The organism is Streptomyces sp. NPDC020996 (genome assembly GCF_040641355.1).
In the GTDB taxonomy this organism is placed as follows: domain Bacteria; phylum Actinomycetota; class Actinomycetes; order Streptomycetales; family Streptomycetaceae; genus Streptomyces.
Genome location: NZ_JBFADM010000009.1, coordinates 91,396 through 116,116, shown reverse-complemented (window position 1 = coordinate 116,116; position 24,721 = coordinate 91,396). Strand labels below are relative to the sequence as shown.

The following is a 24,721-nucleotide window of genomic DNA, read 5'->3' as shown; positions in this document are numbered from 1 at the left end:
TCACCGAGCGTCTTCTTCGAAGTGCAGCAAGTCGTGGGAGACGCCCGCGCCCGCCAGATCGCGTACCGTCGCGGAGACCATGGACGGCGAGCCGCAGACGTAGAAGGAGCGCCCGTGCCAGTGGGCGGCGCGCAGGACCGGACCGGCCAGGCTGCGGTTGTCGACGGTGCCGGCGTCCGCCCCGACCAGCGGCGTCACCCGGAGCCAGGGGTTGGCCCCGGCCAGCTGCCGCAGCGCCTGCTGGTCGTACAGGCCCCGCTCGTCCCGCGCTCCGACGAACAGGTCCACCCCCCGCGCGGGCCCGTGCCAGGCGATCTCCTCCACCAGGGCGCGCATCGGGGCCAGGCCGGTACCCCCGGCGATCAGCACCAGATCCCGGCCGCCGGACGCCTGCAGGGTGAGCCGGCCGCCGACCGGGGCGCCGAGGCGCAGCACGTCCCCTCGGCGCAGTCCGTAGACCAGGGCCGGGCTGACCAGGCCTCCGTCGACGGCACGCACGTGGAACTCGATGATCCCGTCGGCGCGTGTGGCGTTCGCCGGGGTGAACGACCGCCAGGTGCTCGGCAGCGTCGGGGTCTCCACCATGACGGACTGGCCGGCCCGGTACGCCATCGGACGGTCCAGGCGCAGCGTGATGACCGCGAGGTCGAAGCCGCGCGGCTCGATCTGCACCACCTCGCCGTTCCACCACGGCGGATTCACCCTGGCGTCGTCCTCCGCGGCTTCCACCATGGTGCGGGCCACCAGGGTGTACGCCTCGGTCCAGCCGTGCTGCAGTTCCGGGGTCCACGCTTCGCCCAGGAAGTAGGCGAGCGTGGCCAGCAGCGCCTGTCCCACCGCCTCGTAGTGCTGTGCCACCACCTGGAACTTGCGGTGGTCACGGCCGAGTTGCCGCAAGTACGGCAGGAGCCGGTCCGGGTCGTCCGCCTCGGCGACGATCCGGCCCAGGGCGGCCACGAGCCGGTCGCGCTGCGCCCCCATCGCGACGGGGAACATCGGCCGGACCTCCGGCGCGATGAGGAACAAGTACGAGTAGAAGTACCGCGGTACCTCGTCTCCCGACTTGCCCACCAGGGCGAAGGAGTCTCTCAGTGCCTGGGAATCGCTCATGTCCGCACTCCGGTGGCTGGTATCAGGTGTGACCTCCGAAAACGATGGCGAGCCGGCCCGACGGCTCGTCAGGATGCTGCTGTCGCCGCCGGGGTCAGCGCGCGGCGGCCTCGCCGGCCGCGACCATCGTGTCGCTGATCACTCCGTAGACCGCCGTCCAGGATTCCTCGACGGCCGGCGTCCACGCGTCGCCCGCGTAGTGACGCAGGGCGGCGATCAGGCTGTTGCCCACGGCGGGGTAGTGCTCCGCCAGCGCGCCGTAACCGGCGTGCCGGCGCCCCAGGTTCTGGAGCATGCCGACCAGCGTCTCGGTGTTCTCGAGGTTGGCGACCAGGGCGCCCAGCGCGGCCCACAGACGGTCGCGCTGCTCGTCGAGGTGAGCTGCGAACAGCGGGCGCACGTCCGGATTGTGGGTGAAGAGGTGGTCATAGAAGTACGCGGTGAGCTGCGGCCCGTGGGGCTGGACTGCCGCGAAGCTACTGCGGATGAGTGAGGGGTCTGGGGTGGTCATGCGGGCCGACTGTAGCCAGACGCACACTGATCGAACAAGCTGAGTTCGATTGGCTCACGGAGCGGTGACGCGCCGGGGGACCGGCCTGGGCCGGTGGCCGCGGGTGCGAGCAGTACCGTTTCAAGTGCATTGGTGCGTATGGGAGTTGGGAAAAACAGAGCCCTGTGACCTTCGCCATACGCCGAGTTGGGTCCGTCTCCTCTAAACTCCCGTCCCGGCCGTCACCGCCGACCGGACCGGCTGCCGCCCGGCGGGCCACAGCCGTTCATCGGCGCGGGCCGGCTGCGGGTACCGGCCGAGCCCCGGCGGCCCGGCCGCGACGCGGGTGCCCCGCCGCCCGAGGAAGTCGGCCGAGGCAGTCGCCCGCGGGCGCCCGGTACGCGGGCCCGTGCCGGCCGGCCCTGTGCCGTCAGGACGCCGCGGCGGCTTCCGCGCGGCGCAAGGCGACGTCCAGCACGGCGAGCAGCGCGTCGCGGACCGAGCCCGTCTTCCTCGCGTCGAACACGACCAGCGGCACGTGATCGGCGATGTCCAGCGCCCACCGCACCTCCGCGAGGTCGTGCTCGACCTCCCCGTCGAAGGCGTTGACGCCGACCGCGAAGGGGATGTCCCGGTGCTCGAAGTAGTCCACCGCCGCGTAGCAGTCGTCCAGCCGGCGGGTGTCCACGATCACCAGGCTGCCGAGGGCGCCCTCCACCAGGTCGTCCCACATGAAACCGAACCGGTCCTGGCCCGGGGTGCCGAACAGGTACAGCTTCAGCGTCGGGTCGATGGTGACGCAGCCGAAGTCCATCGCGACGGTGGTGGTGATCTTGCCCGGCGTGTGGGTGAGGTCGTCCACCCCGGCCGCGACCTCGGTGATCGCGGCCTCCGTGGTCAGCGGGCGTATCTCTGATATCGAGGCCACGGTCGTGGTCTTGCCGACGCCGAAGCCGCCGGCGATGACCACCTTGACCGGCGTCGGAGGATGTTCAGCTGGTGTCACGGAGTGTGTCCCGTGAGTCGGGGACGGCACGGAGACCATCGATAACCCTTCGCAGTACGGAGAGATCCTGGGCGATGGCGGCATTCGGCCGATGGACCGCCAGATGCCCGGCGGTACGCAGGTCCTCGGCCAGCACGCGCACCACGTTGAGGTGCAGTCGCAGCTCGGCGGCCAGTTCCGCCACCGACTGGGGCCGCCGGCAGGCCGCGACGATGTTGTGGCGTTCGAAAGTGAGCGAGTGAAGGGCCAGGAGCCCGGCCGAGGTCGACACGACCTGGGTCTCCACGGGCATCGGCAGCGCGTTGCCGTCTGCCGACACCCGGCCGGTGGTCAGCAGGAACGGCCGGATCGCGGGTGCGCGACGTGGCGGCTCCGGCGAGCCCTCGGCTTCCCCTGCTGCCTCGTGCGGTGGTCCAACGACGGCCATCACGGTCCCTTCACGATGTGCCAGTACCCGTGCCCTGGCCTCAGGCACGGTCAGCGGGCCGACGCCGCGCCGACACTGTTCTTCAGCTCCAGCACCAGCTGGGGGGTGAGCGCGGCCCCGGCCCGGTTGGCGAAGAGGGTCATCTCGTAGGCGATGTTGCCCAGCTTCGCGTCCCCGGAGGTCACCACGCCGAGGACGGCCCCGGCGCCGATCGCCGACACCAGGACGTGGCCGTGCTCCAGGTCGACGATGACCTTGTCGAGCGCGCCGAGACCGTAGTTGCCGGAGGCGCCCGCGGCGAGACTCGTCAGTCCGGCCACGATCGCGGCCAGCCGTTCGGAGTCGGCCTGGTCGCGCAGCCGGGAGACGGCGATCAGCAGGCCGTCGGACGACACCGCGATGGCGTCGACCACGCCGGCGGTGTCGGCGGCGAACCGCTGGAGCAGCCAGGTGAAATCGGCTGCGGCGGCTCGCAGGTCGGTCGGTTCCGGCTGCTCGGAGGTGCTGTCATCCATCGACGTGGCCACTGCCCGACTCCTTCTGTGTTTCCTGGTACTGAGATGCCGGCGACTCGGCCGGAACGTTGGCGCTGTCCCGTTCCGCCCGGCGTACGGCGGCCTCGAACTCGTCGAGTTCCGAGCGGACGGCCTCGGCGTCCGCGGGCTGCCGCACGCCCGTCGGCACGCGGTCGGCCGGTGCGGCGGTCCGGGCGAGCGTCGCTCCCCGCACCCGCCGGTGCAGCGGCCGGGAGGTCCGGGCGGACGGCGGTTCGTCCGAGCCGGCGGTTCGCGTCGCGCCGGACCGAGCGCCGGTCTGGGCGACGGTCCGTTCCGCGACTGTCCGTTCCGCGACGGCCGGTCCCGAGGCGGTCCGTTCCGCGGCGGCCGGTCCCGAGGCGGCCGGTCCCGAGCCGGTGGCCGCCGGGACCCGTCGCGGGAGTTCGCCGGGCGCCGACGGCGACGGCCTCTGCGCGGGGACGGCGGAGGCGGAGGCAGAGGCGGAGGCCGGTACGGGCGACGGTGCCGGCACGGCGGTCTCCTTCCCGGTCCGCACCGGAAGCGGCGTCACGTTGGCGACCGCGCCCGTGGCCACGGGCTGCGGAAGGCCCGCGGGGTCCGCGGCCGGCAGGAGCGCGGCGGGGATCCACACCGTGCCGGTGACGCCGCCGCCCGGCGTACGGCTCAGGGACACCCGCACACCCCAGCGCCGGGCGAGGCTGCCGACCACGAAGAGACCGAGCACCTTGGTCGGTACGAGGTCGAGCCGCTCCCGGCGGATCAGCCGGGCGTTCTCCTCGGCGAGGCGCTCCGCGTTCATGCCGAGACCGTGGTCGATGATCTCGACCAGCGCCCCGCCCTCCTCGGTGACGTCGGCGCCGGGGCGGACCACCACCTCGACGGACGTGTCGGACGGGGAGAACGAGACCGCGTTCTCCAGCAGCTCGGCGAACATCAGCGTCAGGTCGCCGATGACGTCGGGCGCGAGGGTGACTTCCGTCTCGCACCGCAGGGACACCCGCGAGTAGCCCTCGATCTGGGCGAGCGACGCCCGGATGACGTCGGAGAGGGGGACCGGACGGGAATCGACGCCGCGCTCCCGGATTCCGGCGAGCAGCATCAGGCTGTCGGCGTTGCGCTGGAGGCGTACGGCGATGTGGTCGATGCGGTACAGCCGTTCGAGAAGCTCGAGGTCGGTCTCCTCCTTCTCCATCTCGTCGATGAGGAAGAGCTGACGCGTGGTCAGGTTGCTGACCCGGCGGCCGACGTTGCCGAACATCTCGGCCACGTTGCGGCGGCTGAGCACTTGGCGCTCCAGCAGCTGCACCGCGGTGACCTGGACCTGGTTGAACACCTCGGCCAGTCCGCCGATCTCGTCGCGCACCGGCACGGGGATCGGCCGCGGCCGCAGGGGGGTGATGTCGCCGGAGTCGTCGTCCGCGACCCGGGCGAGTTCCTCGCCCGCCACGTCGACCACCTGCTGGGCGGCGTCGGTCAGGGCCACCAGGGGACGTACGACCGAGCGCCGGACCAGGACGCAGAAGGCCAGCCAGGCGACGAAGCCGAGAAGGGCCAGACCCACCAGGTACAGCGCGCCCCGCAGCGCCTTCGAGGAGGCGGCGTCGGCCTGTACGGCGGTCTGCTCGATCAGCGACCGGGTGATCCCGAGGCGGGTCTCGGACTGCCGGTCCCCGTCGGCCATCGCCTTGCGCAGCTCGGCCGGCGACTTGCCCTGCAGGGCGCCGGGATCGATCTGCAACTGGGCGTACTGGGCCTTGATGCCGTTCTGCTCGGCGCTGCGTTCGATGCCTTCCATCCGCAGCACCTCGTCGGGTGCGGCGATCCGCTGGAACCGCTGCGCCTGATGGTCGTAGAGCGCGCGGGCGTCGACCGCGCGGCTGTACTCGGTGAGGGGGTTGGCGTCACGGGTCTGCGCGGAGAACACCGCGCTCTCGAAGGCCGCGTGGGCGGCGTCGGCGCGCAGCACCGCGTCGAGGCGCGCCGTGACGGAGGACGACGACGTGCCGGAGTAACGGTCCAGGCCGATGCCGTCGATCAGGTAGTCGACCGCGGACGCGTACGCGGGGTCGATGTCGGCGACGGAGACATAGCCCCGTTCGAGCTTGGCGCGCAGGACGCCGAGGCCGCGGATGTAGTCGAGTGCCTGCGCCTCCTCGTGCGGCAGGTCCGGGGCGAACGCCGAACGCACCGCGGCGGCCTGCCGGTCGGTGTCCCGCTGCGCCTGGTGGTAGGCGGCGACCGACGGCAGCGGCGCGTCGGGGCGGGACGCCGCGTACTGCACGGAGAGCAGCAGCGCCTGCTGGTGTTCGGCCTGTACGTCGTTGATGAGCTTGGCGACCTGTCCGCTGTCGCGCACCAGTTCCGCTATCCGGTCCGCGTCCCGGGCCTGCCGGGCCTGGCCGTAGGCGCCGATGCCGAGGAGCACGCCGACGGCCACGATGGGCGCGATCACCAGGACGTTGAGCTTGCGGCGGAAGGGCCACCGGTCGAGGACGCTCGCCGCCATCCGACGCGACCGCGGACTCCGGTCGGCCGCCCCCGGTGGCTCGGGAGCGAGCGGCGGGTTGCCTCTGTTCGCGGACACCCGTGCCTCCTTCGATGTGTTGCCGAGCGGCGGCAGCGCCGTCTTCGCCGCCGGACCGCCGATGGCCGGCAGCGGACGTGACACTTTCGCGGCGCTTGCCGCTGAGAGGAGTGAAGAGATCACGCCAGGTGTCCGAAACCGGCTGCGTGAGCATAGCCGTACTTACAGCGACATCACAGCCTTCCAGTGATCAAAAGATGATTACAGAAGCTTCACGGGTGCTGCACGGATCGTGATACTTCGCCTCCGATGGCCCTCGTCGCACCATGTGCCGCCGGCCGATGTACTGTGCCGACGGGGGAATTGACGGGAACCGACCGGTTGAGCATGATCCTCGGCAGCACGCTTGCCGCCAACCCCGCCGGCCCCGGGCCACCGCTCGGGAACCGACGCCCGCCAAGTCCCGTGGTCCCCGCAGCCTCCCGAGGCGAAGCGGGTCCTCGCGACGGCGACCGTACGCCGAAGCCGTCGCCCGCCCCCGAACTCCCCCTCCCCCGCCCAGCCCTGCCTGCTTTCCTCGCCTGTGTTGGAGACCTCGTGCACCCCACCCGCAAGGCGGCCGTGACCGCGACAGCCCTCCTGGCCACCGTCACCCTCGTCGCCGGCTGCGAGAGCGGTTCGACGACCGCCGAATCCGTCAACGCGTCCTCCGGTGGCTCGTCCAGACCCGGCTGCCCCGACGCCCTCGCCCGGGTCAAGCGCGACGTCAAGGCGGCCGAGGACGTCAACGCCCCCTGGTCCGGGCCGACCAGCGGCCCCCGGGCCGTCCCCGGCCGGAGCATCGTCTACATCGCCCAGACGCTGACCAATCCCGGCGTCGAGGGCGTCGCCCAGGGCGTCCAGGAAGCAGCCGACGTCATCGGCTGGCGCGTGCACACCATCAACGGCCAGGGCACGCCCGCCGGCCTCAAGGACGCCTTCGACCAGGCACTCGCCCTGAAGCCCGACGGCATAGTCATCGGCGGCTTCGATCCCAGCTCCACCGCCAAGCAGGTCGAGCGGGCGAACGCCGCCGGCATCCCGCTGATCGGCTGGCACGCCGTCGGCGCGCCCGGACCCAGCGAGAACCCGAAGCTGTTCACCAACATCACCACGAGGGTCGAGGACGTGGCGCGGCTCAGCGCCGACTGGATCATCGCGCAGTCCGACGGCCGGGCCGGCGTCGTGCTGTTCACCGACGCCTCCATCCCGTTCGCCAAGCGCAAGTCCGACCTGATCAAGAAGGAACTCGCCACCTGCTCCGACGTGAAGCTGCTCAGCTACGAGAACATCCCGATCCCCCAGGCCAACACCCGCACCGTCAAGCGGGTCTCCTCCCTGGCCGCCCGCTTCGGCGACCGGTGGACCCACTCCGCCGCCATCAACGACCTGTACTTCGGTTACGCGGAATCCGCCCTGCGCGCGGCCGGCAGGGACGGTGCGGGGGCCCCGTTCAACATCGGGGCGGGCGACGGCGACCCGTCGGCCTTCGAGCGCATCAACGGCAAGGCGTACCAGGCGGCCACCGTGCCCGAGCCGCTGTCCGAGCAGGGCTGGCAGATCGTCGACGAGTTCAACCGCGCCTTCGCGGGCAAGCCGTCCAGCGGATACGTCGCCCCCGTGCACATCACCGTCGCGGCCAACAGCGGCGGCACGCTGTCCTGGGACTCCGAGGGCTACCGCAACGCCTACCGCAAGATCTGGGACAAGTAGAGGCCTGTCAACGAATGTTCGAGGGGCTGGGTGGCGCGGTCGCCCGGCGCACGGCGGCGGACCGCAGATCGCGCAGGCGCGCCAGCTCGGCGGTGCGGGCGCCCGCGGCATCCGTCTCGGCACGGGCCTGTGCCTCGGCGACCGTACGGGTCAGGCCGGTCGTCCGCTGGCAGTCGGCGTCCTGCCCGGACACCTTCAGCTCGTACCGGGCCACCTCGCGCAGTCGCGCCGGCCGGTCCGCTGCCCGCCGGAGCCGCTGCTCGACGAGGCCGCGCGGGTCGTCCACGGACTTCACGGCAACGCCTGCCGCGCGCATGCACAGCGCCCACCGGTGCTGGGCGCGCAGATAGCGCGGGTCCTCGCGTACGGCGGTGACGACCTGGTTGGACAGCACCTGGTACGTGCTGGACAGCCGGTCGTAGTCGGCTCCGTACAGCGTCTGCCGGGCTCGCGTGACGCACGCGTCGCTGTTGTAGAAGAACTCGGCCCCTCCTGGCAGCCGGATGCGGACCTCATGGCTCTTGGTGCCGAGGAGTGCCCGCCTCCACCCGGGCTCGCGGGCACGGTCGGCGTTGGGGTCGTCGGGGGGCCGGGCGGCCAGCCGTGCGCTGGTGATGCCGTAGCCGTCCCGACGGGCCTGGGCACGGGTCAGCAGGCCGTACGGGTTGACGTCGTCCGGGTCGGTGCCGCCGGTCACGAGCGGCTGCGGCTGGTAGCGCAGACCGCGCCGCCGCATGCAGTCGGCGACGAGGCGCTCGTCGGCGGTGTGCAGGGCCTGCCTCTCCCGCTGGTCGTAGGAGAGGACGCCGTCGAAGGGGCGCGGCAGCGCCGGCTCGGGGGTGGTGCCGCCGGACTGCGTGCAGCCGGCGGCACCGAGGATCCCGAGGAGCAGCGCCGCGAGCGCCGTGCGGGTTCCGTTCCTCATGACGGGTGCGCGGGAAGGTCAGCGGCACCAGTAGTTGGACGAGATGTGCGGCAGGTTGCTGCCGATGTTCGCCCAGCCGGTGCCGCGGTTGAGCTTGTAGCCGGTACCGGTGCCGTTCTTCCCGGTGTAGACGTTCACGTTGCACTGGGTGCCGTTGTTGTACAGCGACCCTCCCTGGATGTAGTAGAAGTAGGCGTACTGGGTGAGGTCGTCGTTGTCCTGCCAGACCCGCTGCGGCGAGCCGCCGGAGTAGTTGGCGCCGGCGTACGCGCACAGCGCCCCGGAGCTGCATCCGGACGGCGCGGCCTGGGCGGCGGGCGCCATGGCGAGTCCGGCCCCGACGAGTCCCGCTGCGGCGGCGAGCATGCCGATGGAGCGCTTGATCATGTGTTCCCCCTGATCTCGGTGAGGTGCCAGTGGTCATCCGGCACCGTCGTGGTCCCAGAACCTACGGCCCGCACCACGCGGCCGCGTCCCACGGGGGGTTGAACACCGCGGCAAACCAGCGCGGTAGCCATCCGGTCCCTGCAACTGCCGTGGTACCGCGGAAGTCTGACGTCCGAACCGGGTGAAGGCGTCGTCGGCGGTCCGGTACGGGCTGTGCGGCGCGGTCCGCGGCCTCATCGCCGGGCAGGGCGCGCAAGCCGGTCCGGCTGCGACAGGCCCGGCTGCCGCTCGCCACCCACTCGGCGTGACAGAGGTCCCGGGTCAAACGTTTAAGCACGCATCCACCTGTGGCCTAACGTTTACGTAACGCCGCCTTAACGTGCAGCTCAAACGATTGCCCTGCCGCTGCTCCCAGTTTAACGTTTGCGCAACTCACCGCCGACTCGCTCCTCGCGGCGACAACCCGAGCCCCAAAGGAACACCCTCATGAAGCCAGTTCGCGCTCGCCTCGGGAAGAAGCACCTGGTCGCGGCCGCCATAGCGATGGGCTCCGTGCTCTCGCTGGCTGCCTGCGGCAGCGGTGCCTCCACCTCTGCCGCCAAGCAGACCGACACCGGGGGCAGGATCACGGTATGGGTCGACCCGCCGCGAGTCCCCGCGGCGGAGGCGTTCAAGAAGGCCCATCCCGACATCCCCATCACCATCAACCAGATCGACGGCACCGTCGGCGGAAAGTCGCTGCAGCAGCAGTTCGCGCAGTTCAACCAGGCCGGCAAGGGCTGGCCCGACGCGATCTTCTTCCCGTCGAACGACGACATCGCCTGGGCGACCGGCGCGAAGATCAACTACGCCGCCGACCTCACCGAACTGCTGCCCAAGGTCATCAAGGGCTACAACACGGCGGTCATCGCGCCGTGCAACATCGACGGCAAGATCCGGTGCCTGCGCAACGACGCGGCCCCCGACGTGTTCTGGTACAACAAGACGTTCTTCGACAAGAACGGCTACAAGCCGCCCACCACCTGGGAGCAGTACGCCGATCTCGCCGTCCGGATCGCCAAGGAGCACCCCGGCAAGATCAGCGGCTTCACGGGTGACGCGTACGCGCCCGACCGGTATCTGTGGGCGAGCGGCTGCCCCACCAACGACCGGATCTCGGAGACCAAGGTCCACATCGACCTCGACGATGCGAAGTGCCGGCGGGCCAAGAGCCTGCTGAAGACGCTCGTCGGCGGAAAGGCCGTCTCCACCGCCGGCATCTTCGACGCCGACGCCGCCAAGGCGGGCAAGAACCTCGTGATGAGCCCCGGAGCCGTGTGGTGGGGCGACTACCTGTTCCGCCAGACCTGGAAGCTCCCGGCGGGTGAGATGACGGCCGTGGAGCCGTTGACGTGGAAGGGCGAGTCCACCCCCGCCACCGGCGACGAGGGCGGCGGCCTGTGGGGCGTGTCCAGCCACATCAAGGGCAAGGAGCTTCAGAACACCCTGAAGTTCGCCGAGTTCGTCGCGACCGACCCGGCCTGGCAGGTCAGCCTCTCCACCGGTCTCCCGGCCTACGGCCCCGTCCAGGACGCCTGGATCGCCAAGCAGCAGAAGACGGACTACTTCGCCGACAACAAGACCACCTTCGCCGCGATGAAGGCCGCCGTCGGCTACGTTCAGCCACACCACGCGTACATGCTGTACAACACCGGCAGCGTGTGGACCGAGAAGATGGCGGCCGACCTCGTCAACGGAGCCGGCGTGGACTCGGCCTGGAAGAACTTCGGTGACGAGCTCGACAAGCAGGCGAAGGCGATCGGCTACACCATCCAGTGACTCTCCGGTGGGGGCCGTCCGATTCGGCCCCCACACCCACCACCCCCGCAACCCCTGAAGGGAGTCGAGCATGACCACGGGTGTCACGGAGAAGCGCATGACAGTAGCCCCTGTCGAGGAAGCCGTCCGCGTTCCCCGCCGGCGATCCGGAAGCTCGCGCCCGTCCGAAAGCCGGGGCGCCTGGCTGTTGATGACGCCGTACGCCGTGCTGTTGCTCATCGCCGGCGTCATTCCGATCGGCTATGCGATCGGGACTTCTCTGCAGAAGGCGCCGACGGACCTCGATCCGAGTACCGGTTTCGGCGGCATCGACAGTTTCCGTGAAGTGGTCACCGACTTCCGCTTCGTCGACACATTCACCAACATCCTGTCCGTCCTGGTCGTCTGGCTGCCGATCATGATGATCGGGATCGTCGGCCTGGCATTGCTGCTCCATGCCAGTCCCGGCCGGTTCGGCGCCACGATGCGTTTCGTCTACTTCATTCCCGGCGCGCTGGCGGGAATCGCCAACCTCGTGCTCTGGGTCTACCTCCTCAACCCGAGCCAGTCGCCCATCGAGGGCCTCTGGCACGCCATGGGGATCACCACCATCAAGCAGGCCGTCGTCGCGCCCCACCAGATGCCCCTGATCCTCGCCGCCATGATGTTCTTCCAGGGCGCCGGCTCCTGGGTCATGGTGGTCAACGGCGGCCTCAACGGGATTTCCGAGGAAGTGCTCGAGGCCGCCCGCCTCGACGGCGCGAACGCCTGGCACCTGGCCTGCCACGTCAAACTGCCGATCATCCGCCCGTGGGTCGGCTACGCCGCGCTGATGAACCTGGCCTACGGCTTCCAGCTCTTCCTCGAGCCCCAACTGCTCGACCAAGTGGCGTCCAACGCACTGCCGGACCAGTGGACGCCGACGCAGCTCGGCTACGCCTTCGCGTTCAGCAACTTCAACTTCCCGGCCGCGGCCGCGATGTCCCTGATCCTCCTGGTGATCACCCTCGGGATCGGACTGCTCATCGTCTTCCGCAGCGGCCTGTTCGGCAAGGAGGACCACTGATGAGCACATCGGCCGCGGTCGGACGGCGATCGCCCGGACCGCTGAGTGGTTCGTCGCCGCGGGGCCGGGGAGGAATCGCGGCCTGGAGCCCGGGCCGACTGGCCCGGGTGGTCACGATGCTCTTCGTCGCCACGCTGTTCGTCTTCCCCATCGTGGGCTTCATCGCGATGGCGTTCCGCTCCAACGACCACGTCCAGGCGGGAAGCGACGGCTTCCTCGGCCTGGCCGGCGTCTCCCTGGAGAACCTGAGATACAACTGGTCGGAGGTCAACGCCTTCGGACCGGACGGCGGGCTCTTCACCCAGTGGCTCGGCAATTCGCTCACCGTGAGCGTCGGCGGGGCCGCGATCGCCCTGGCCGCCGCGCTGCCGGCCGGTTACGCGATGGCCCGGCTCCGCTTCCGTGCCCGGCGGACGATGCTGCTCATCACGCTCGTCACGATGGTCATGCCGAACACCGTGCTGGTCATCCCGCTGTTCCTCGAAGTCAACGCCGTGGGAGCCATCGGCCGGCTGTGGCCGGTCGTCGTGATCATGGGCTTCTTCCCGTTCGGGGTCTACCTCTCCTACATCCACTACCTCACGGCGATGCCGGGTGAACTGGTCGAGGCGGCCCGCATGGACGGCCTCGGGGAACTGTCCATCTTCCTCAGGATCGCCGTGCCCATTTCCAAGCAGGCGGCCGTACTCGTCACTTTCTTCGCCTTCGTCGCCAACTGGACCAATTTCTTTCTGCCCCTCGCCCTGTTGTCGTCCGACCAGTCGAAGAAGACCGTCTCCACCGGTCTGCAGGACCTCATCGGCTCCAGCCCTCTGTTCAATCCGACCGTGGCCGCCGGCCTGAACGTCAAGCTCTACATGCCGCAGTTGGCGCTCGCGACCTTCATCAGCATGCTGCCGCTGCTCGCCATCTTCCTGGGAGCGCAGAAATACCTCATCCGGGGCGAGGCCATCGGGGCGGTGAAGGGATGAGCGAGCCGCTGACCAACCCCGGCCTTCCCGAATTCCGTCCCCACCCCGGCTACACCTTGACACCCCCGCGTGATCCGCGCCCGATCGTGATCGTCGGCGCCGGCGGAATCGTGCGCGACGCCCATCTTCCCGCGTACGCGAAAGCGGGATTTCCGGTGGCGTCCATCGTCGACCGGCGCCCGGAACCCGCCCGTGCGCTGGCGGACCGGTACGGCATCGCCCAGGCGTTCAGCGACGTGGCCGAGGCGATCGCCGCGGCGCCCGCCGATGCCGTCTTCGACCTGGCGCTCCCGCCGGAAGCGCATGTCGAGGTCCTCGAACTGCTGCCGGACGGCGCACCCGTGCTGATCCAGAAGCCGCTCGGCAATCACCTCCCCGACGGAGTGCGCACCCGGGAGGTGTGCCGCCGCAAGGGTCTGGTGGCCGCCGTCAACACGCAACTGCGGTTCGCCCCCTACGTCGCGGCGGCACGCGAGCTGATCGCCTCCGGTGCGATCGGAGAGCTCTACGACATGGAGATCCGGGTCTGCGTCCAGACGCCCTGGGAGATGTTCCCGTACGTCCTGGACCTCGACCGTCTCGAGATCAACATGCACAGCGTCCACTACCTGGACCTGATCCGCTCCTTCCTCGGCGACCCCACCGGCGTCTCGGCGGTCACCGTGCGCCACCCACGCAAGACCCACGCCAACAGCCGCTCCGACATCGCCCTGCAGTACGGCGGCAGGCCGGTGCGAGCCGTGGTCTCCACCAATCACGACCACGTCTTCGGCCCCCGCTACCAGGACAGCTTCATCAAGTGGGAAGGCACGGGCGGTGCGGTCCGTGCCCAGATGGGACTGCTCCTGGACTACCCGACGGGCGGCCGGGACGTCCTCGAATACGCCTTGGCCGACGAGCCCGAGGCCGGCTGGCGGCCGCTGCCCTTCACCGGCTCGTGGTTCCCGGACGCCTTCATCGGATCGATGGGCGTCCTGCACCGCTACCTCGAAGGATCCGTCGACTCCCTGCCGACCTCGGTCGAAGACGTCTTCCGCACCATGGCCGTCGTCGAGGCCGCCTACCGGTCGGCCGAGTCCGGCGGCGAACCACCGCCGTACGACGCCTGACCCTCGAATCGCCGCGCGACTTACGCCTTAGGACACCCATGAAACTCCCCCGCCTCGATTTCCGAGGATCCGACATTTCCCGCGACACCGGGCCGTCGTCCAGCCCGGGCACCGCCCGACAGCCCTTCGAGGCGGCATGAGCGGCGAGTACGGCGGCCTGGTCGCGGCCGTCACCGGCGGCGCGGCCGGCATCGGAGCCGCCGTCGCGGAAGAGCTGTGCCGACGAGGCGCCCGGGTGGCGGTACTGGACCTCGACGTGACGTCGGTCCCCGCACACCTGACCGCGGCGCTCTGCGACGTCACGGACCGGGCGTCCGTGACCGCGGCCGTCGCCGCGGTCACCCAGGAGCTCGGCGGACTCGACGTACTGGTCAACAACGCCGGCATCAGCGCCGTGGGCACCGTCGAGGACAACGACGACGCCGAGTGGGCGCGGGTCCTGGACGTGAACGTGACCGGAATGGCACGGGTCACCGCGGCGGCACTGCCCCACCTGCGGCGCTCCCCGCATGCGGCGGTCGTCAACCTGTGCTCGATAGCGGCACTCAACGGACTGCCCCAGCGCGCGCTCTACAGCGCCTCGAAGGCCGCCGTCCTGGGCCTGACGTATGCCATGGCCACGGACCACGTCGGCGAGGGCATCCGCGTCAACTGCGTCAGTCCCGGCACGGTGCACACGGGGTTCGTCGACCGCATGCTCCAGGGCTTCCCCGACCCGGTGGCGGAGCGGGCCGCCCTCGACGCACGGCAGGCCACCGGCCGCATGGTCACCCCGGAGGAAGTGGCGGCCGCCGTGGCCTACCTCGCCAGCCCTCTGTCCGGATCCACCACCGGCACCGCCCTCGACGTCGACGGTGGTGTCACGCACTTGCGCGTCCGGTCCGTACAGACCGTCGCCGCTTCACAGGGGGAGTCCCAGTGACCGACTTCGGATTGCCGCTCGAAGGCATCACCGTCCTCGACTTCAGCCAGTTCCTCGCGGGCCCCGTGGCCGCGCTGCGCCTGGCCGATCTCGGTGCACGCGTCATCAAGATCGAGCGTCCTGGAACCGGTGACCTCGGCCGGAAACTGGCCTTCGCCGGACGCATGGCGGGCGACGACAGCATGTCGTTCCACGCCATGAACCGGAACAAGGAGAGTGTCACCGCCGACCTGAAGGACCCCGAGGACCTGGCTTTCGTCCGCGGCCTGGTCCGCGAGGCCGACGTGCTGATCCAGAACTTCCGGCCGGGAGTGATGGAGCGCATCGGCCTGGACTTCGCCTCGGCCACGGAGCTCAACCCCACGCTGGTGTACGGCAGCGTCAGCGGATACGGGGACCACGGCCCGCTCAAGGACCGGCCCGGGCAGGATCTGCTCGCCCAGGCCGTCTCCGGCATCCCCTGGCTGAACGGCTCGGCCGACGACCCGCCGGTGCCGATCGGCCTGGCGATCGCCGACCACCTCGCCAGTTGCCACCTCGCGCAGGGCATCACCGCGCTGCTGGTGCGGCGCTTCAGGGACGGACGCGGCGGTCTGGTGCAGACGAGCCTGCTGGAGTCGCTCCTCGACCTGCAGTTCGAACTGCTCACCACCCGGCTGAACGACCCGACGGTCACGGTGCGGCGCAAGGGACCGCGCTCCGCGCACGCGTTCCTGTCGGCGCCGTACGGGATCTATCCCACGAGCGACGGCTGGCTGGCCATCGCGATGAACCCCGTACCCACCATCGGCAAGCTGCTCGGCATACCGGAACTCGTCGAGATGACGGATCCCGCGACCTGGTGGGAGCGGCAGCGGGAGATCGAGGACCTGCTCTCGGAGCGGCTGGCCGCCCGCACCCGCGACGAGTGGCTGGCCGTGCTGGACCCCGCCGATGTGTGGTGCGCTCCGGTGCTGACCCAGGAGGAGCTGCTCGGCCACGAAGGATTCCGGGCCATCGCGATGACCCAGGAACTGACCCGCGACGGGCTGCGCCTCACGACCACGCGGAGCCCGATCCGCCTCGACGGCCGCCGCCTGCTCAGCGACCGCCCGGCTCCGCGGCTCGGCGAGCACAACCACGCACTGCGTGAGCCCGGGAAGGAAGTGACCGCATGACCAGGCTGCGCGGCATGACATGGGAGCACCCCCGCGGCTACGACTGCCAGGTGGCGGCCGCCGAGGAGTACGCCAGGCTGAGCGGGGTCCAGGTGGTGTGGGAGTTCCGCTCGCTGCAGGCGTTCGCGGACGCGCCGTTGGAGGTGCTCGCCCGCGAGTACGACCTGCTGGTGATCGACCACCCGCACGTGCCGTTGGCGGCGCACGAGAACCTCCTCGCGCGGCTCGACGGCTGCGGGCACGACGAGGAGCTGGCCGCCCTGGCGGCCGCGTCACTGGGCGCGGCCCACGGTTCGTACGCCCATGACGGGCACCAGTACGGCCTTGCCACGGACTCGGCCGCACAGGTGTCGGTGTACCGCCCCGACCTCCTGCCGAGCCGCCCTGAGACGTGGGACGAAGTGCTGGAGCTGGCGGAGCAGGGCAAGGTCCTGTGGCCGGCCAAGCCCATCGACGCCTTCTCCACCCTGCTGACCCTCGCGGCCAACAACGGAACCCCGGCCAACGCCGTCCCCGGCACGTTCCTGTCGGAGCGGGACGCGGCGCCGGTGCTGGAACTCATGCACAAGCTGGCCGAGCGCGTCCCGGAGTGGTGTCTCGAAGCCAACCCGATCAAGGTCGCGGAAGCGCTCAGCACCCAGGACACGTGGTTGTGCAGCCCGCTGTCGTTCGGCTACTCGAACTACTCCCGCAGTGGCTTCAGGCCGCATCGGCTGCGGCACGCCGACATCCCCCGCGGTCCGCGTGGCGTCGCCGGGTCGCTCCTCGGCGGTGCCGGGGTCGCCGTGTCGGCGCTGTCCTCCCAGCTGGACGCCGCCCGCGCCTACGCCTTCTGGGTGGCCTCCCCCGACGTGCAGGCCGGCGTCTACTACGACGCGGGCGGCCAGCCCGGGTACGCGCCGGCCTGGGACGACGACCGGCTCAACGCCGACTCGTGGGACTTCTTCAGAGGCACGAGGCAGACCCTGGAGCAGGCGTATGTCCGCCCGCGCTGCCGCGGCTACATGGAGTTCCAGGACACCGCGTCGCCCTGGGTGACCCAGGCCCTGCGCGGGGAGCTGACCGACGCCGAGCTGATCCGCCGCACCTCACACCTTGCCGAGCGGCTTCTCACCGCAGCGGACGAGCAGCGCCCCGCTGCTCCCGAGACCATGGAAGAGACCTCATGAGGACCGAAGACCGCTGGTTCGAGGACTACGAGATCGGGGAGTCCCGTACCTCCGTGGGACGCACCATCACGGAGGCCGACATCGTCCTGCACGCGGGCCAGACCGGCGACTTCTTCCCGCACCACATGGACGCGGAGTGGACGGCCACCCAGCCGTTCGGGCAGCGCATCGCGCACGGAACGCTGATCCTCTCCGTCGCCGTCGGGATGACCGCGGGCGACATCAATCCTCAGTCGATGTCCTACGGATACGACCGCATCCGTTTCATCAAGCCGGTGTTCATCGGTGACACGATCACGGTCACCGCCGAGATCACGGAGAAGGCGGATCACCCGAAGATGGCCGCCACGCACGGCTACGTCCACGAGAAGGTCACCGTGGTCAACCAGCGCCGGGAGACCGTCCTCGTGCTCACTCATCTCTACCTGACCAACAAGAGGACCGAGGCGTGACCGGTCGCCCGTTGCGGCTGCTCGGCCGGGACTTCGCGGGATTCCGCCGGGCCGTGACCGCCCACTCCGCGGCCTGGCCCGCGGGAACGGTCACGGCACGGTGGGTGGAGCTGCGGGCACTGCAGGAGTCCGTGCTGCGGCAGGACGCCGATGCCGACCTGCTGCTGGTGCCCGCCGACTGGTTGCCGGGCCTCGCGGCCCGCGGCGCGATCACCGGCCTGGACAGCCACCTCGCGGGGCGGCAGCCTCAGGGATGGCCCGACGCCTGGCCGGCGTCCTTCCTCGAGGGCGTCTCGTTCTCCGGTCACCTGTGGGGACTGCCCTTCCACGACGGCCCCCAACTGCTGTTCACCCGCTCCGACCTGTACGCCGCCCAGGGCCTGACGCCTCCCACGACGTGGGCGGAACTGGCTGAACACGCGGCTTTGCTGCACGAGCCCGGCCGCTGCGCCGGAACCGTCCTCGCGGGCGCGCCCGACGGGCACAACAACGTCTACGACTTCATGGTCCACCTCTGGCGATACGGAGGTGACCTGTTCGGCGACGACGGCGTGGTGCTGGACGGGCAGCCCGCTCGACGGGCGTTGTCCTTCATGCGGGACCTCGTGACGACCGTCGTCGACCCGCGCGCCCATGCGCTCGACAGCGCCGACAGCGGCGTGGAGTTCGCGGAGGGCCGGGTCGCGGTGACCGTCAACTGGGCGGGCTACGCCGCCCTGGCGGCCGGCGGTGCCGTGGCAGGGCGGTTCGACACCGCCGTGGCCCCCGCTCACGACGCCGGGCACCCGACCACCACCGTCAACGCCTTCTGGGCCCTGGCGGTCGGCAGCCGCTGCGACCGTCCGGAGGTCGCCTGGGACTACCTCTGTCACGTGGCATCCCCCGTGATGGACCGTGCCACCAGCCAGGCCGGGGCCTCGGGGGTCCGCAGGAGCACCTGGACCGATCCGGATATTCTCGGCCGGCGGCCCGAATACCGGCTGTTCGCGGCCGCCCACGCGCACTCCAGACCGCTGCCGCGCATCCCCCGGCTCATGGAAGTGGTGGAGATCCTCAACAGGCTCGTCGACGCCGTGGTGTGGTGCGGTGCGGAAGCCGGGCCGGCGCTCGCGGAGGCCCACGCCCGGATCGAGGACGAACTGCGGGCCTCTCCCAGGAAAGGCATTTCATGATCATCGACGCTCACCAGCACGTGTGGGACCTCGACCGTGCGCCGTACCCGTGGCTGGGACCGCACGTTCCCCAGTGGAACCGGACCTTCACCTTCGAGGAGGTCCAGCCGGCCCTCCGACGCAATGGCGTCGGTGCGACGGTCCTGGTGCAGTCGGCCGACAACGACCAGGACACCGACCACATGCTCGCGGTCGCCGACGACCATCCGGAAGTGGTCGGCGTCGTCGGATACGTACCGCTGGAAAGGCCCGCGGAGGCGAGCGCGCGCCTGGCGGAGCTGCGTACGGACCGGCGCGTCGTCGGCATCCGCAACCTGACCCACGACCGTCCCGATCCCGACTGGATCCTCCGCCCCGACGTGGACGAGGGACTGAGTCTGCTCGAAGCCGCCGGCATCCCGTTCGACTACGTGGCGGTGATTCCGCGGCACCTCGAACACGTCCCCGTCCTGTCAGCCCGGCACCCCCGGCTGCACATGGTGATCGACCACCTCGCCAAGCCTCCGATCGGCCACTCGGACGTCGAGCCGTGGTGGAGCCTGATGGCGGCCGCCGCGGAGAACCCGCTGGTCCATGCCAAGGTGTCGGGGCTCTACCCGGGCGAGGCACCGGACCGGTGGACCGCCGACGCCGTCAAGCCCTTCGTCGAGCGTGCGGTGGAGCTGTTCGGGCCGTCCCGGCTGATGTACGGCGGAGACTGGCCCATCTCGGTCGCGGCAGGCGGCTACGACCGCGTCTTCGACGGTGTCCTGCAAGCCCTGCAAGGGGTGGCACCGCAGGACCGCGACGAGATCCTGTCCGGCACCGCGCGTCGCTTCTACGACCTCGACGACGGCCTGCTCACCGCCGCCGCGGCTCGGAGCGAAGGCGCCGGCCGGCCGTAGCCCCGCTCGCCGCCACGGCGCCGCCGCTCACCGGGTGTGCGGCGGCGCCGTGGACTCTCGTACGACGAGCACGGGCGGCGGGTCGGTGATCACCTCGTCGGTGGTCTCGCCCGTCTCGATGCGTTTGATCACGGCGCGTACCGCGACGCGGCCCATGGTGTGGAACGGCATCCTGACCGTCGTCAGCGGCGGCCAGGTGTTCTCCGCGGTCCACGAGTCGTGGACCGCCACTATCGAGAGATCGTCAGGGATCCGGATGCCGAGCGACCGGGCCTCGGCGAGGACGCCGACCGCGGCGTTCACATTGGCGACCACCACTCCGGTCGGCTGCTGCGGAAGCGCCATCAGGCTCCGCAGGGCCGCCCGCCCGTTCTCCGGCGTGTACCCCAGCCGCGTCTCGTAGCCGCCGGGAAACGACAGCCCCGCCGCGGACATCGCGTCCTTGAATCCGAGACGTCGTTTCTGGGCGGTGTAGGAGCGCCTCAGCCCATTGGCCAGAGCGATGCTCCGGTGTCCCAGCTCGATGAGGTGCTCGGTCGCCAGACGGGCGCCCGTCCGGTCGTCCAGGACGACGGAACCGACATGGTCCCGGTACGCCGTGTTCAGCAGAATGACCGGGGCGGGCATGTCCAGGAGATCCTTCAGGCCTGCCGGCGGGACCGCATCGCCCAACTGGACGACCATGCCGTCCACCCGGCCTTCGCCGATCAGCCGGGCGATGACGTCACCACCGGGGCGAACGTCGTCGGAGCGGCCGAGCAGGACGGTGTAGCCGTGCGCCGACGCCTCTTCCTCGGCGCCGTGCATGAGCTCGGTGAACAGCGCGTTCGTGAGGTCCGGCACGACCAGGCCGATCACCTGGGTACGGGCGGACTTCAGCGCTCGCCCGGCGAAATTCGGCCGGTAGCGCAGCTCGCGGGCGGCATCCATGATCCGCTGGCGGGTGGCCTCGCTGACCCGGGCCGAGGGGTGGTTGCTGAGCACCCGCGAAACCGCCGAAATGGACACGCCGGCGCGTGACGCGACATCTCCCAGTGTGGCCATGCGATGAAGCCTACTTATCGTCGGCACCCTGTCCTACAAGTGCGGCATTCCGCTCGCCGGTGACGGCGGAGGCGTGCCGGGCGCGGTCGGAGACGACCTCGTCGCGCACGTGCCCGTCTTCACCCACGCGCGGTGCCGCCTTCGCCGAGACCAGGCGATGCCCGTCGATACGGATGGGGCTCCGGGTCGTCACCACCCGCACCGGGGCGGTGCCACCGGCTCGTGAAGGACGCAGCACTTCCTGGGTCATCCGGACCGCGTCGAAGGCCTCGTGCCGCAGCAGTTCCTCGAGGGACAGGACCGGAGTGCACCAGCCGTCCTCGCCGGACAGCAGGTCGACCCAGTGCTGCGTCGGCCTGGAGGCGAAGGCCGTGCGCAGGGCTGCTTCGAGGTCCGCCCACCCGTCCCGCCCCCGGCCGGGACCGTCGTACCGGACGAGCTCAGGGTCGCCGAGGACGCGGCTGAGCACGTCCACGGGTACGTGAGCCAGCGCGATGTGTCCGTCACGGGTGGCGAAGACGCCGGACGGAGCCGTCAGCCGGCCGTGCGCGGGCCGCGTCGCCGCGTCGCCCTCGGCCGTGTTCTCCCCGCACTCGGTGAGCTCGCCGAACTCACCGAGCTCACCGAGCTCACTGAGCCGCGTCGTCAATCGCTCGAACTGCAGGTCCAGCATCGCCTCCAGGAGGCTCGTCTGGACCAGGCCGCCGACTCCCGTGCGTACCTTGCGGACCAGGAGCGCGGTCACTCCCTGGGCTATGTGGCAGCTCATCAAGTGGTCGGCGACGGCCAGGCCCACCGGCATCGGACGCTCCCCCGTCCCCATCACCCACGGCAGCGCCGAGACGGACTGTGCGAGCAGGTCCTGGCCCGGCCGTCCCACCCAGGGGCCGTCGTCCCCGTATCCGGTCGCGCTCACGTAGACGAGGCCGGGGTTGATCGCGCGCAGCGTCTCGTAGTCGAGCCCCAGGCGGGCCATCACTCCCGGACGGAAGTTCTGGAGCAGCACGTCCGCCCGGGAGACCAGCTCCTTCACGAGCTCCAGGTCGGCGGGGTCCTTCAGGTCCGCGACGACCGACCGCTTGTTGCGGTTCATGGCGTGGAAGGACAGCGTGTCACCGTCGGCCCACCTGCCCGCGAAGGCGAGCGTGCGGCCGATCTCGCCGACGCCGGGCCGTTCGACCTTGGTGACGTCCGCCCCCAGGTCGGCCAGCCGCAGCGCGGCGACCGGCCCCGCGAGGAACTGACTGAAGTCAAGGACGCGCACCCCATGGAGCGGCAGATCGCACGCCTCGAGCATGTCGTCCCCCCGCCACTTGAAGGGCGGCAACTCGCCCCTGCATTCAGATGAGCAATCGTTTTATCAAGGATAGGGCCAGCATCGGAGTCAGAGCAACCACAGGCCACAACGGGTCCGACGTCACCAGGGGATGACGCCGCCGTCCTCGAAGAACGAACCGGTCGGGCCGCCGTCGGGCAGCGTGGCGAGCCGGATCGCCGTGGCCGCGCCCTGCTCGGGGGTGCGGGGTCCGTGGAAGCCGGTGAAGTCGGTCGCGACCAGTCCCGGGCAGGCGGCGTTGATCAGGATGCCGGTACCGGCGAACCGCCGGGCGTACTGCACGGTGACGGCGTTGAGGAACGACTTCGACGGTGCGTAGGCCGCCATGACGGGGCCGATCTCGATGGCCGGGTCCGCCTGCCGGGTGAGGGAGGCGACGGCGCTGGAGACGTTGACGATGCGTGGCGACGCCGAGCGCCGCAGCAGCGGCAGCATCGCGTTGGTCACCCGGACGACACCGATGACGTTCGTCTCCACGACTGTGCGGAGCACGTCGAGATCCAGCGTGGTCGGGTCCTGCTCCCACCCCGGCCCCGTCGGCCCCGAGATGCCGGCGTTGTTGACCAGGGCGTCCAGGCGCCCTGCCTGCCGTTCGATCAGGTCCGCGGCATCGGTGACGCTCCGGTCGCCGGTCACGTCCAGCGGCACCCCGAACGCGTCGGCCCCGGCGGCGCGCAGCTTCCCGACGGCGGCCTCGCGCCGGGCCCGGTCGCGGGCTCCCACGCCCACGCGGTAGCCGAGGGCGCCGAGACCGGCCGCGATCTCGTACCCGATTCCCTTGTTCGCGCCGGTCACCAGCGCGATCTTCGTTTCGCTCATGCCGTCGATGCTCGCCCGCGGACGTGCGGCGCATCCAACACCGATGCGGTGCCCTGTCATACCCGGTAGGTATCACCGGCATACGCTGAGGCCATGGACACCTTGGAGACCCGCGAGCTGAGGTACTTCCTGGCCGTCGCCGAGGAGTTGCACTTCGGCCGCGCCGCCGAACGCCTCGGCATGGCCCAGCCGCCGCTGTCCCGGGCGATCCAGCAGCTCGAACGACGCCTCGGCGTCCGCCTGCTGGAGCGCGACCGCCGCGGCGTCTCCCTGACCGGCGCCGGAGAGGTGCTGCTGCACGAGGGCCGCGCGGCCCTCGACGCGACCACCGCCGCCGCTCGCCGTACCCGGCGCGCCGGCGGCGCCGACCGCCCGGGCGGCCCCCGCAACCGTCTGGTGCTGGCGGTGAAGGCCGGCGCGTCCCACGAACTGCTGCAGAATCTCCTCGCCGCCTACGCGGCCGAGCCCGACGCCGCCGAGATCGAGGTGCTGCCGAGCGGCACCTGCGAGCAGGAGGAGATGCTGCGCGACGGCCGCGCCGACGTGGCGCTCATGCACAAGCCGTTCAACTCCCTCGCCGGGTTCGACAGCGAGGAGCTGATGACCGAGGGGCAGATCGCCGTCCTGCCCGCCGGGCACCCCCTCGCCACGCGCACGACGCTGTCCCTCGCCGACGTCAGCGACATCCCCGGCCTTCCGCTCGCCCGCTGGCCCCGCCGCGGAAGCTACCCGCCCGGCCCGGGCCCCGAGATCCACGACCAGACGCAGCTGGCCCAACTGATCGCCCTCGGACGCACCGTGGCCGTCTACCCCGACTCCGCCCGCGCCTGGCTGTGGGCCGAGCACACCGCAGTCCCCCTGACCGACGCGCCCCCCGTGGTCACCCACATCGCCTGGCCGGCCCACAGCCGCTCCCTGGCCCTCGCGGCGCTGATCCGCACGGCCACACGGCTATGACCGGACTGCGGGTGGTCCCGGCGGACAGCGGGACCGGAGCGGTCGTACGGCACCTCAGCCACGCGCGTCCCGTTGCTGGACCTCCTTGAGGACATCCGCCACGGCGACGAAGTCGTCGTCCACGTGGAGCACGGTGTGGCCGTGGTGGACCGCCGTCGCACAGACGAGGAGATCGATGGGGCCGGCCGCGCGGTGCTGCCCGTGCTGGGTGAGCTTGTACTGGGCGGTGTCGACCCAGCGCCGAGCGTTCTTCGGTACCGGCGCCGGACGGCACAAGACATCCAGCTCTTCCGCCATCTCGTCCCGGTGGGCCGGGCCGGTGGTGGAGCAGAGGAACTCGGTGCGGGTCGGCTCGCAGATGTGGAACACCCCGGCGCCGATGTGCCCTTCCCAGGGACTCAGCGCCCCCGGGGTGCGGAACAGGTACCACAGCGCCTGGGTGTCGAGGAGGTACCTGATCATTCGAAGGCCGCCCGGCGGGCACGCTTGGCCGCGTCATGCGCGGCCGCCGCCTGGTCGAACTCCCCCCGCGCTCCCCGCCCGGCCAGCCTTTCGGCGGCTTCGAGCCGCTTGACCCGGGCAACATAATCCCGCAGGGCGGCGTTGACCGTCTCCTTCTTCGTCGTGGCACCCATCAGCCGCATCGCCTCGGCCAGCACGCCATCGTCAAGATCGATCCGGGTGACGGACACGCCACACCCCCCTGCACGTCTTGTATGCACCCGTT

At 70.7% G+C, this 24,721-nt stretch carries 25 protein-coding genes; 12 read left to right on the top strand and 13 right to left on the bottom strand.

Annotated elements, in window-relative coordinates; all coding sequences use genetic code 11:
• From AB0G63_RS09655 to AB0G63_RS09630, 6 genes are all read right to left on the bottom strand, one after another.
• On the bottom strand, positions 1-1,110 hold the full coding sequence (locus AB0G63_RS09655) for a globin domain-containing protein (protein ID WP_360746908.1): 1,110 nt from the start codon (positions 1,108-1,110) through the stop codon (positions 1-3).
• Positions 1,111-1,204: 94 nt separating this feature from the next.
• Positions 1,205-1,621, bottom strand: a complete 417-nt coding sequence (locus AB0G63_RS09650) for a globin family protein (protein WP_360746905.1) — start codon at positions 1,619-1,621, stop codon at positions 1,205-1,207.
• 409 nt (positions 1,622-2,030) lie between these two features.
• Complete coding sequence (locus tag AB0G63_RS09645) at positions 2,031-2,645, bottom strand: ATP/GTP-binding protein (RefSeq protein WP_360746902.1); 615 nt, start codon at positions 2,643-2,645, stop codon at positions 2,031-2,033.
• Positions 2,593-3,033 (bottom strand): DUF742 domain-containing protein, encoded by a 441-nt coding sequence (locus tag AB0G63_RS09640; protein ID WP_360746900.1) that lies wholly within the window; start codon positions 3,031-3,033, stop codon positions 2,593-2,595. Before AB0G63_RS09640 ends, AB0G63_RS09645 begins: the two co-directional genes overlap by 53 nt.
• A 50-nt stretch (positions 3,034-3,083) precedes the next feature.
• Positions 3,084-3,548: a roadblock/LC7 domain-containing protein gene (locus tag AB0G63_RS09635; protein WP_360747059.1), complete on the bottom strand. Its 465-nt coding sequence runs from the start codon at positions 3,546-3,548 to the stop codon at positions 3,084-3,086.
• Positions 3,541-6,135: an ATP-binding protein gene (locus AB0G63_RS09630; protein WP_360746897.1), complete on the bottom strand. Its 2,595-nt coding sequence runs from the start codon at positions 6,133-6,135 to the stop codon at positions 3,541-3,543. Before AB0G63_RS09630 ends, AB0G63_RS09635 begins: the two co-directional genes overlap by 8 nt.
• Before the next feature lie 537 nt (positions 6,136-6,672).
• On the opposite strand from AB0G63_RS09630, the gene AB0G63_RS09625 reads away from it, so the two are divergent.
• On the top strand, positions 6,673-7,827 hold the full coding sequence (locus tag AB0G63_RS09625; RefSeq protein WP_360746894.1) for a substrate-binding domain-containing protein: 1,155 nt from the start codon (positions 6,673-6,675) through the stop codon (positions 7,825-7,827).
• A gap of 7 nt (positions 7,828-7,834) precedes the next feature.
• Here the strand turns inward: AB0G63_RS09625 and AB0G63_RS09620 are convergent, their stop codons facing one another.
• Together AB0G63_RS09620 and AB0G63_RS09615 are read right to left on the bottom strand one after the other, a co-directional pair.
• A complete protein-coding gene (locus tag AB0G63_RS09620) occupies positions 7,835-8,752 on the bottom strand; it encodes a hypothetical protein (RefSeq protein ID WP_360746891.1) in 918 nt (305 codons plus the stop codon).
• 18 nt (positions 8,753-8,770) lie between these two features.
• Complete coding sequence (locus AB0G63_RS09615; protein ID WP_360746888.1) at positions 8,771-9,139, bottom strand: peptidase inhibitor family I36 protein; 369 nt, start codon at positions 9,137-9,139, stop codon at positions 8,771-8,773.
• A gap of 486 nt (positions 9,140-9,625) precedes the next feature.
• Here AB0G63_RS09615 and AB0G63_RS09610 point away from each other — a divergent pair, with 486 nt between their 5' ends.
• The 10 genes from AB0G63_RS09610 to AB0G63_RS09565 all read left to right on the top strand — a co-directional run bounded on the left by AB0G63_RS09610 (position 9,626) and on the right by AB0G63_RS09565 (position 19,838).
• Complete coding sequence (locus tag AB0G63_RS09610; RefSeq protein WP_360746885.1) at positions 9,626-10,957, top strand: ABC transporter substrate-binding protein; 1,332 nt, start codon at positions 9,626-9,628, stop codon at positions 10,955-10,957.
• A gap of 70 nt (positions 10,958-11,027) precedes the next feature.
• Positions 11,028-12,002, top strand: a complete 975-nt coding sequence (locus AB0G63_RS09605) for a sugar ABC transporter permease (protein WP_360746882.1) — start codon at positions 11,028-11,030, stop codon at positions 12,000-12,002.
• Entirely contained in the window at positions 12,002-12,973 is a 972-nt protein-coding gene (locus AB0G63_RS09600; RefSeq protein WP_360746879.1) for a carbohydrate ABC transporter permease, read from the top strand. Before AB0G63_RS09605 ends, AB0G63_RS09600 begins: the two co-directional genes overlap by 1 nt.
• Entirely contained in the window at positions 12,970-14,082 is a 1,113-nt protein-coding gene (locus AB0G63_RS09595; RefSeq protein WP_360746876.1) for a Gfo/Idh/MocA family oxidoreductase, read from the top strand. Before AB0G63_RS09600 ends, AB0G63_RS09595 begins: the two co-directional genes overlap by 4 nt.
• Before the next feature lie 136 nt (positions 14,083-14,218).
• Positions 14,219-15,004: an SDR family oxidoreductase gene (locus AB0G63_RS09590; protein WP_360746873.1), complete on the top strand. Its 786-nt coding sequence runs from the start codon at positions 14,219-14,221 to the stop codon at positions 15,002-15,004.
• Positions 15,001-16,161 carry a CaiB/BaiF CoA-transferase family protein gene (locus tag AB0G63_RS09585; protein ID WP_360746870.1) on the top strand — a complete coding sequence of 387 codons (1,161 nt, stop codon included), beginning with the start codon at positions 15,001-15,003 and terminating at the stop codon, positions 16,159-16,161. Before AB0G63_RS09590 ends, AB0G63_RS09585 begins: the two co-directional genes overlap by 4 nt.
• Positions 16,158-17,330, top strand: a complete 1,173-nt coding sequence (locus AB0G63_RS09580) for a hypothetical protein (RefSeq protein WP_360746867.1) — start codon at positions 16,158-16,160, stop codon at positions 17,328-17,330. Before AB0G63_RS09585 ends, AB0G63_RS09580 begins: the two co-directional genes overlap by 4 nt.
• A complete protein-coding gene (locus tag AB0G63_RS09575; protein WP_360746864.1) occupies positions 17,327-17,782 on the top strand; it encodes a MaoC/PaaZ C-terminal domain-containing protein in 456 nt (151 codons plus the stop codon). The genes AB0G63_RS09580 and AB0G63_RS09575 overlap by 4 nt, the downstream gene beginning before the upstream one ends.
• The gene (locus AB0G63_RS09570; RefSeq protein ID WP_360746861.1) at positions 17,779-18,954 is read left to right on the top strand and encodes an extracellular solute-binding protein; all 1,176 of its coding nucleotides are present in this window, start codon (positions 17,779-17,781) and stop codon (positions 18,952-18,954) included. Before AB0G63_RS09575 ends, AB0G63_RS09570 begins: the two co-directional genes overlap by 4 nt.
• Positions 18,951-19,838, top strand: a complete 888-nt coding sequence (locus tag AB0G63_RS09565) for an amidohydrolase family protein (RefSeq protein ID WP_360746858.1) — start codon at positions 18,951-18,953, stop codon at positions 19,836-19,838. The genes AB0G63_RS09570 and AB0G63_RS09565 overlap by 4 nt, the downstream gene beginning before the upstream one ends.
• 27 nt (positions 19,839-19,865) lie before the next feature.
• Here the strand turns inward: AB0G63_RS09565 and AB0G63_RS09560 are convergent, their stop codons facing one another.
• From AB0G63_RS09560 to AB0G63_RS09550, 3 genes are all read right to left on the bottom strand, one after another.
• Positions 19,866-20,882: a LacI family DNA-binding transcriptional regulator gene (locus AB0G63_RS09560; protein WP_360746855.1), complete on the bottom strand. Its 1,017-nt coding sequence runs from the start codon at positions 20,880-20,882 to the stop codon at positions 19,866-19,868.
• 10 nt (positions 20,883-20,892) lie between these two features.
• Positions 20,893-22,179 carry a CoA transferase gene (locus AB0G63_RS09555; protein WP_360746852.1) on the bottom strand — a complete coding sequence of 429 codons (1,287 nt, stop codon included), beginning with the start codon at positions 22,177-22,179 and terminating at the stop codon, positions 20,893-20,895.
• A gap of 120 nt (positions 22,180-22,299) precedes the next feature.
• Positions 22,300-23,037 carry an SDR family oxidoreductase gene (locus AB0G63_RS09550; protein ID WP_360746849.1) on the bottom strand — a complete coding sequence of 246 codons (738 nt, stop codon included), beginning with the start codon at positions 23,035-23,037 and terminating at the stop codon, positions 22,300-22,302.
• A gap of 93 nt (positions 23,038-23,130) precedes the next feature.
• Between AB0G63_RS09550 and AB0G63_RS09545 the strand changes: the two genes are divergently transcribed.
• Positions 23,131-23,994 carry a LysR family transcriptional regulator gene (locus tag AB0G63_RS09545; RefSeq protein ID WP_360746846.1) on the top strand — a complete coding sequence of 288 codons (864 nt, stop codon included), beginning with the start codon at positions 23,131-23,133 and terminating at the stop codon, positions 23,992-23,994.
• Positions 23,995-24,048: 54 nt separating this feature from the next.
• On the opposite strand, the gene AB0G63_RS09540 is transcribed toward AB0G63_RS09545, so the two are convergent.
• Positions 24,049-24,456, bottom strand: a complete 408-nt coding sequence (locus AB0G63_RS09540) for a PIN domain-containing protein (RefSeq protein WP_360746843.1) — start codon at positions 24,454-24,456, stop codon at positions 24,049-24,051.
• A complete protein-coding gene (locus AB0G63_RS09535; RefSeq protein WP_360746840.1) occupies positions 24,453-24,686 on the bottom strand; it encodes a type II toxin-antitoxin system VapB family antitoxin in 234 nt (77 codons plus the stop codon). The genes AB0G63_RS09540 and AB0G63_RS09535 overlap by 4 nt, the downstream gene beginning before the upstream one ends.
• Between the last annotated feature and the right edge of the window lie 35 nt (positions 24,687-24,721).

Bases quoted from the DNA above. Each gene is read 5' to 3' on its own strand.
- AB0G63_RS09655 (WP_360746908.1), bottom strand. From the start codon at position 1,110: ATGAGCGATTCCCAGGCACTGAGAGACTCCTTCGCCCTGGTGGGCAAG.
- AB0G63_RS09650 (WP_360746905.1), bottom strand. From the start codon at position 1,621: ATGACCACCCCAGACCCCTCACTCATCCGCAGTAGCTTCGCGGCAGTC.
- AB0G63_RS09645 (WP_360746902.1), bottom strand. From the start codon at position 2,645: ATGGTCTCCGTGCCGTCCCCGACTCACGGGACACACTCCGTGACACCA.
- AB0G63_RS09640 (WP_360746900.1), bottom strand. From the start codon at position 3,033: ATGGCCGTCGTTGGACCACCGCACGAGGCAGCAGGGGAAGCCGAGGGC.
- AB0G63_RS09635 (WP_360747059.1), bottom strand. From the start codon at position 3,548: ATGGATGACAGCACCTCCGAGCAGCCGGAACCGACCGACCTGCGAGCC.
- AB0G63_RS09620 (WP_360746891.1), bottom strand. From the start codon at position 8,752: ATGAGGAACGGAACCCGCACGGCGCTCGCGGCGCTGCTCCTCGGGATC.
- AB0G63_RS09615 (WP_360746888.1), bottom strand. From the start codon at position 9,139: ATGATCAAGCGCTCCATCGGCATGCTCGCCGCCGCAGCGGGACTCGTC.
- AB0G63_RS09610 (WP_360746885.1), top strand. From the start codon at position 9,626: ATGAAGCCAGTTCGCGCTCGCCTCGGGAAGAAGCACCTGGTCGCGGCC.
- AB0G63_RS09605 (WP_360746882.1), top strand. From the start codon at position 11,028: ATGACCACGGGTGTCACGGAGAAGCGCATGACAGTAGCCCCTGTCGAG.
- AB0G63_RS09600 (WP_360746879.1), top strand. From the start codon at position 12,002: ATGAGCACATCGGCCGCGGTCGGACGGCGATCGCCCGGACCGCTGAGT.
- AB0G63_RS09595 (WP_360746876.1), top strand. From the start codon at position 12,970: ATGAGCGAGCCGCTGACCAACCCCGGCCTTCCCGAATTCCGTCCCCAC.
- AB0G63_RS09590 (WP_360746873.1), top strand. From the start codon at position 14,219: ATGAGCGGCGAGTACGGCGGCCTGGTCGCGGCCGTCACCGGCGGCGCG.
- AB0G63_RS09580 (WP_360746867.1), top strand. From the start codon at position 16,158: ATGACCAGGCTGCGCGGCATGACATGGGAGCACCCCCGCGGCTACGAC.
- AB0G63_RS09575 (WP_360746864.1), top strand. From the start codon at position 17,327: ATGAGGACCGAAGACCGCTGGTTCGAGGACTACGAGATCGGGGAGTCC.
- AB0G63_RS09565 (WP_360746858.1), top strand. From the start codon at position 18,951: ATGATCATCGACGCTCACCAGCACGTGTGGGACCTCGACCGTGCGCCG.
- AB0G63_RS09560 (WP_360746855.1), bottom strand. From the start codon at position 20,882: ATGGCCACACTGGGAGATGTCGCGTCACGCGCCGGCGTGTCCATTTCG.
- AB0G63_RS09555 (WP_360746852.1), bottom strand. From the start codon at position 22,179: ATGCTCGAGGCGTGCGATCTGCCGCTCCATGGGGTGCGCGTCCTTGAC.
- AB0G63_RS09550 (WP_360746849.1), bottom strand. From the start codon at position 23,037: ATGAGCGAAACGAAGATCGCGCTGGTGACCGGCGCGAACAAGGGAATC.
- AB0G63_RS09545 (WP_360746846.1), top strand. From the start codon at position 23,131: ATGGACACCTTGGAGACCCGCGAGCTGAGGTACTTCCTGGCCGTCGCC.
- AB0G63_RS09540 (WP_360746843.1), bottom strand. From the start codon at position 24,456: ATGATCAGGTACCTCCTCGACACCCAGGCGCTGTGGTACCTGTTCCGC.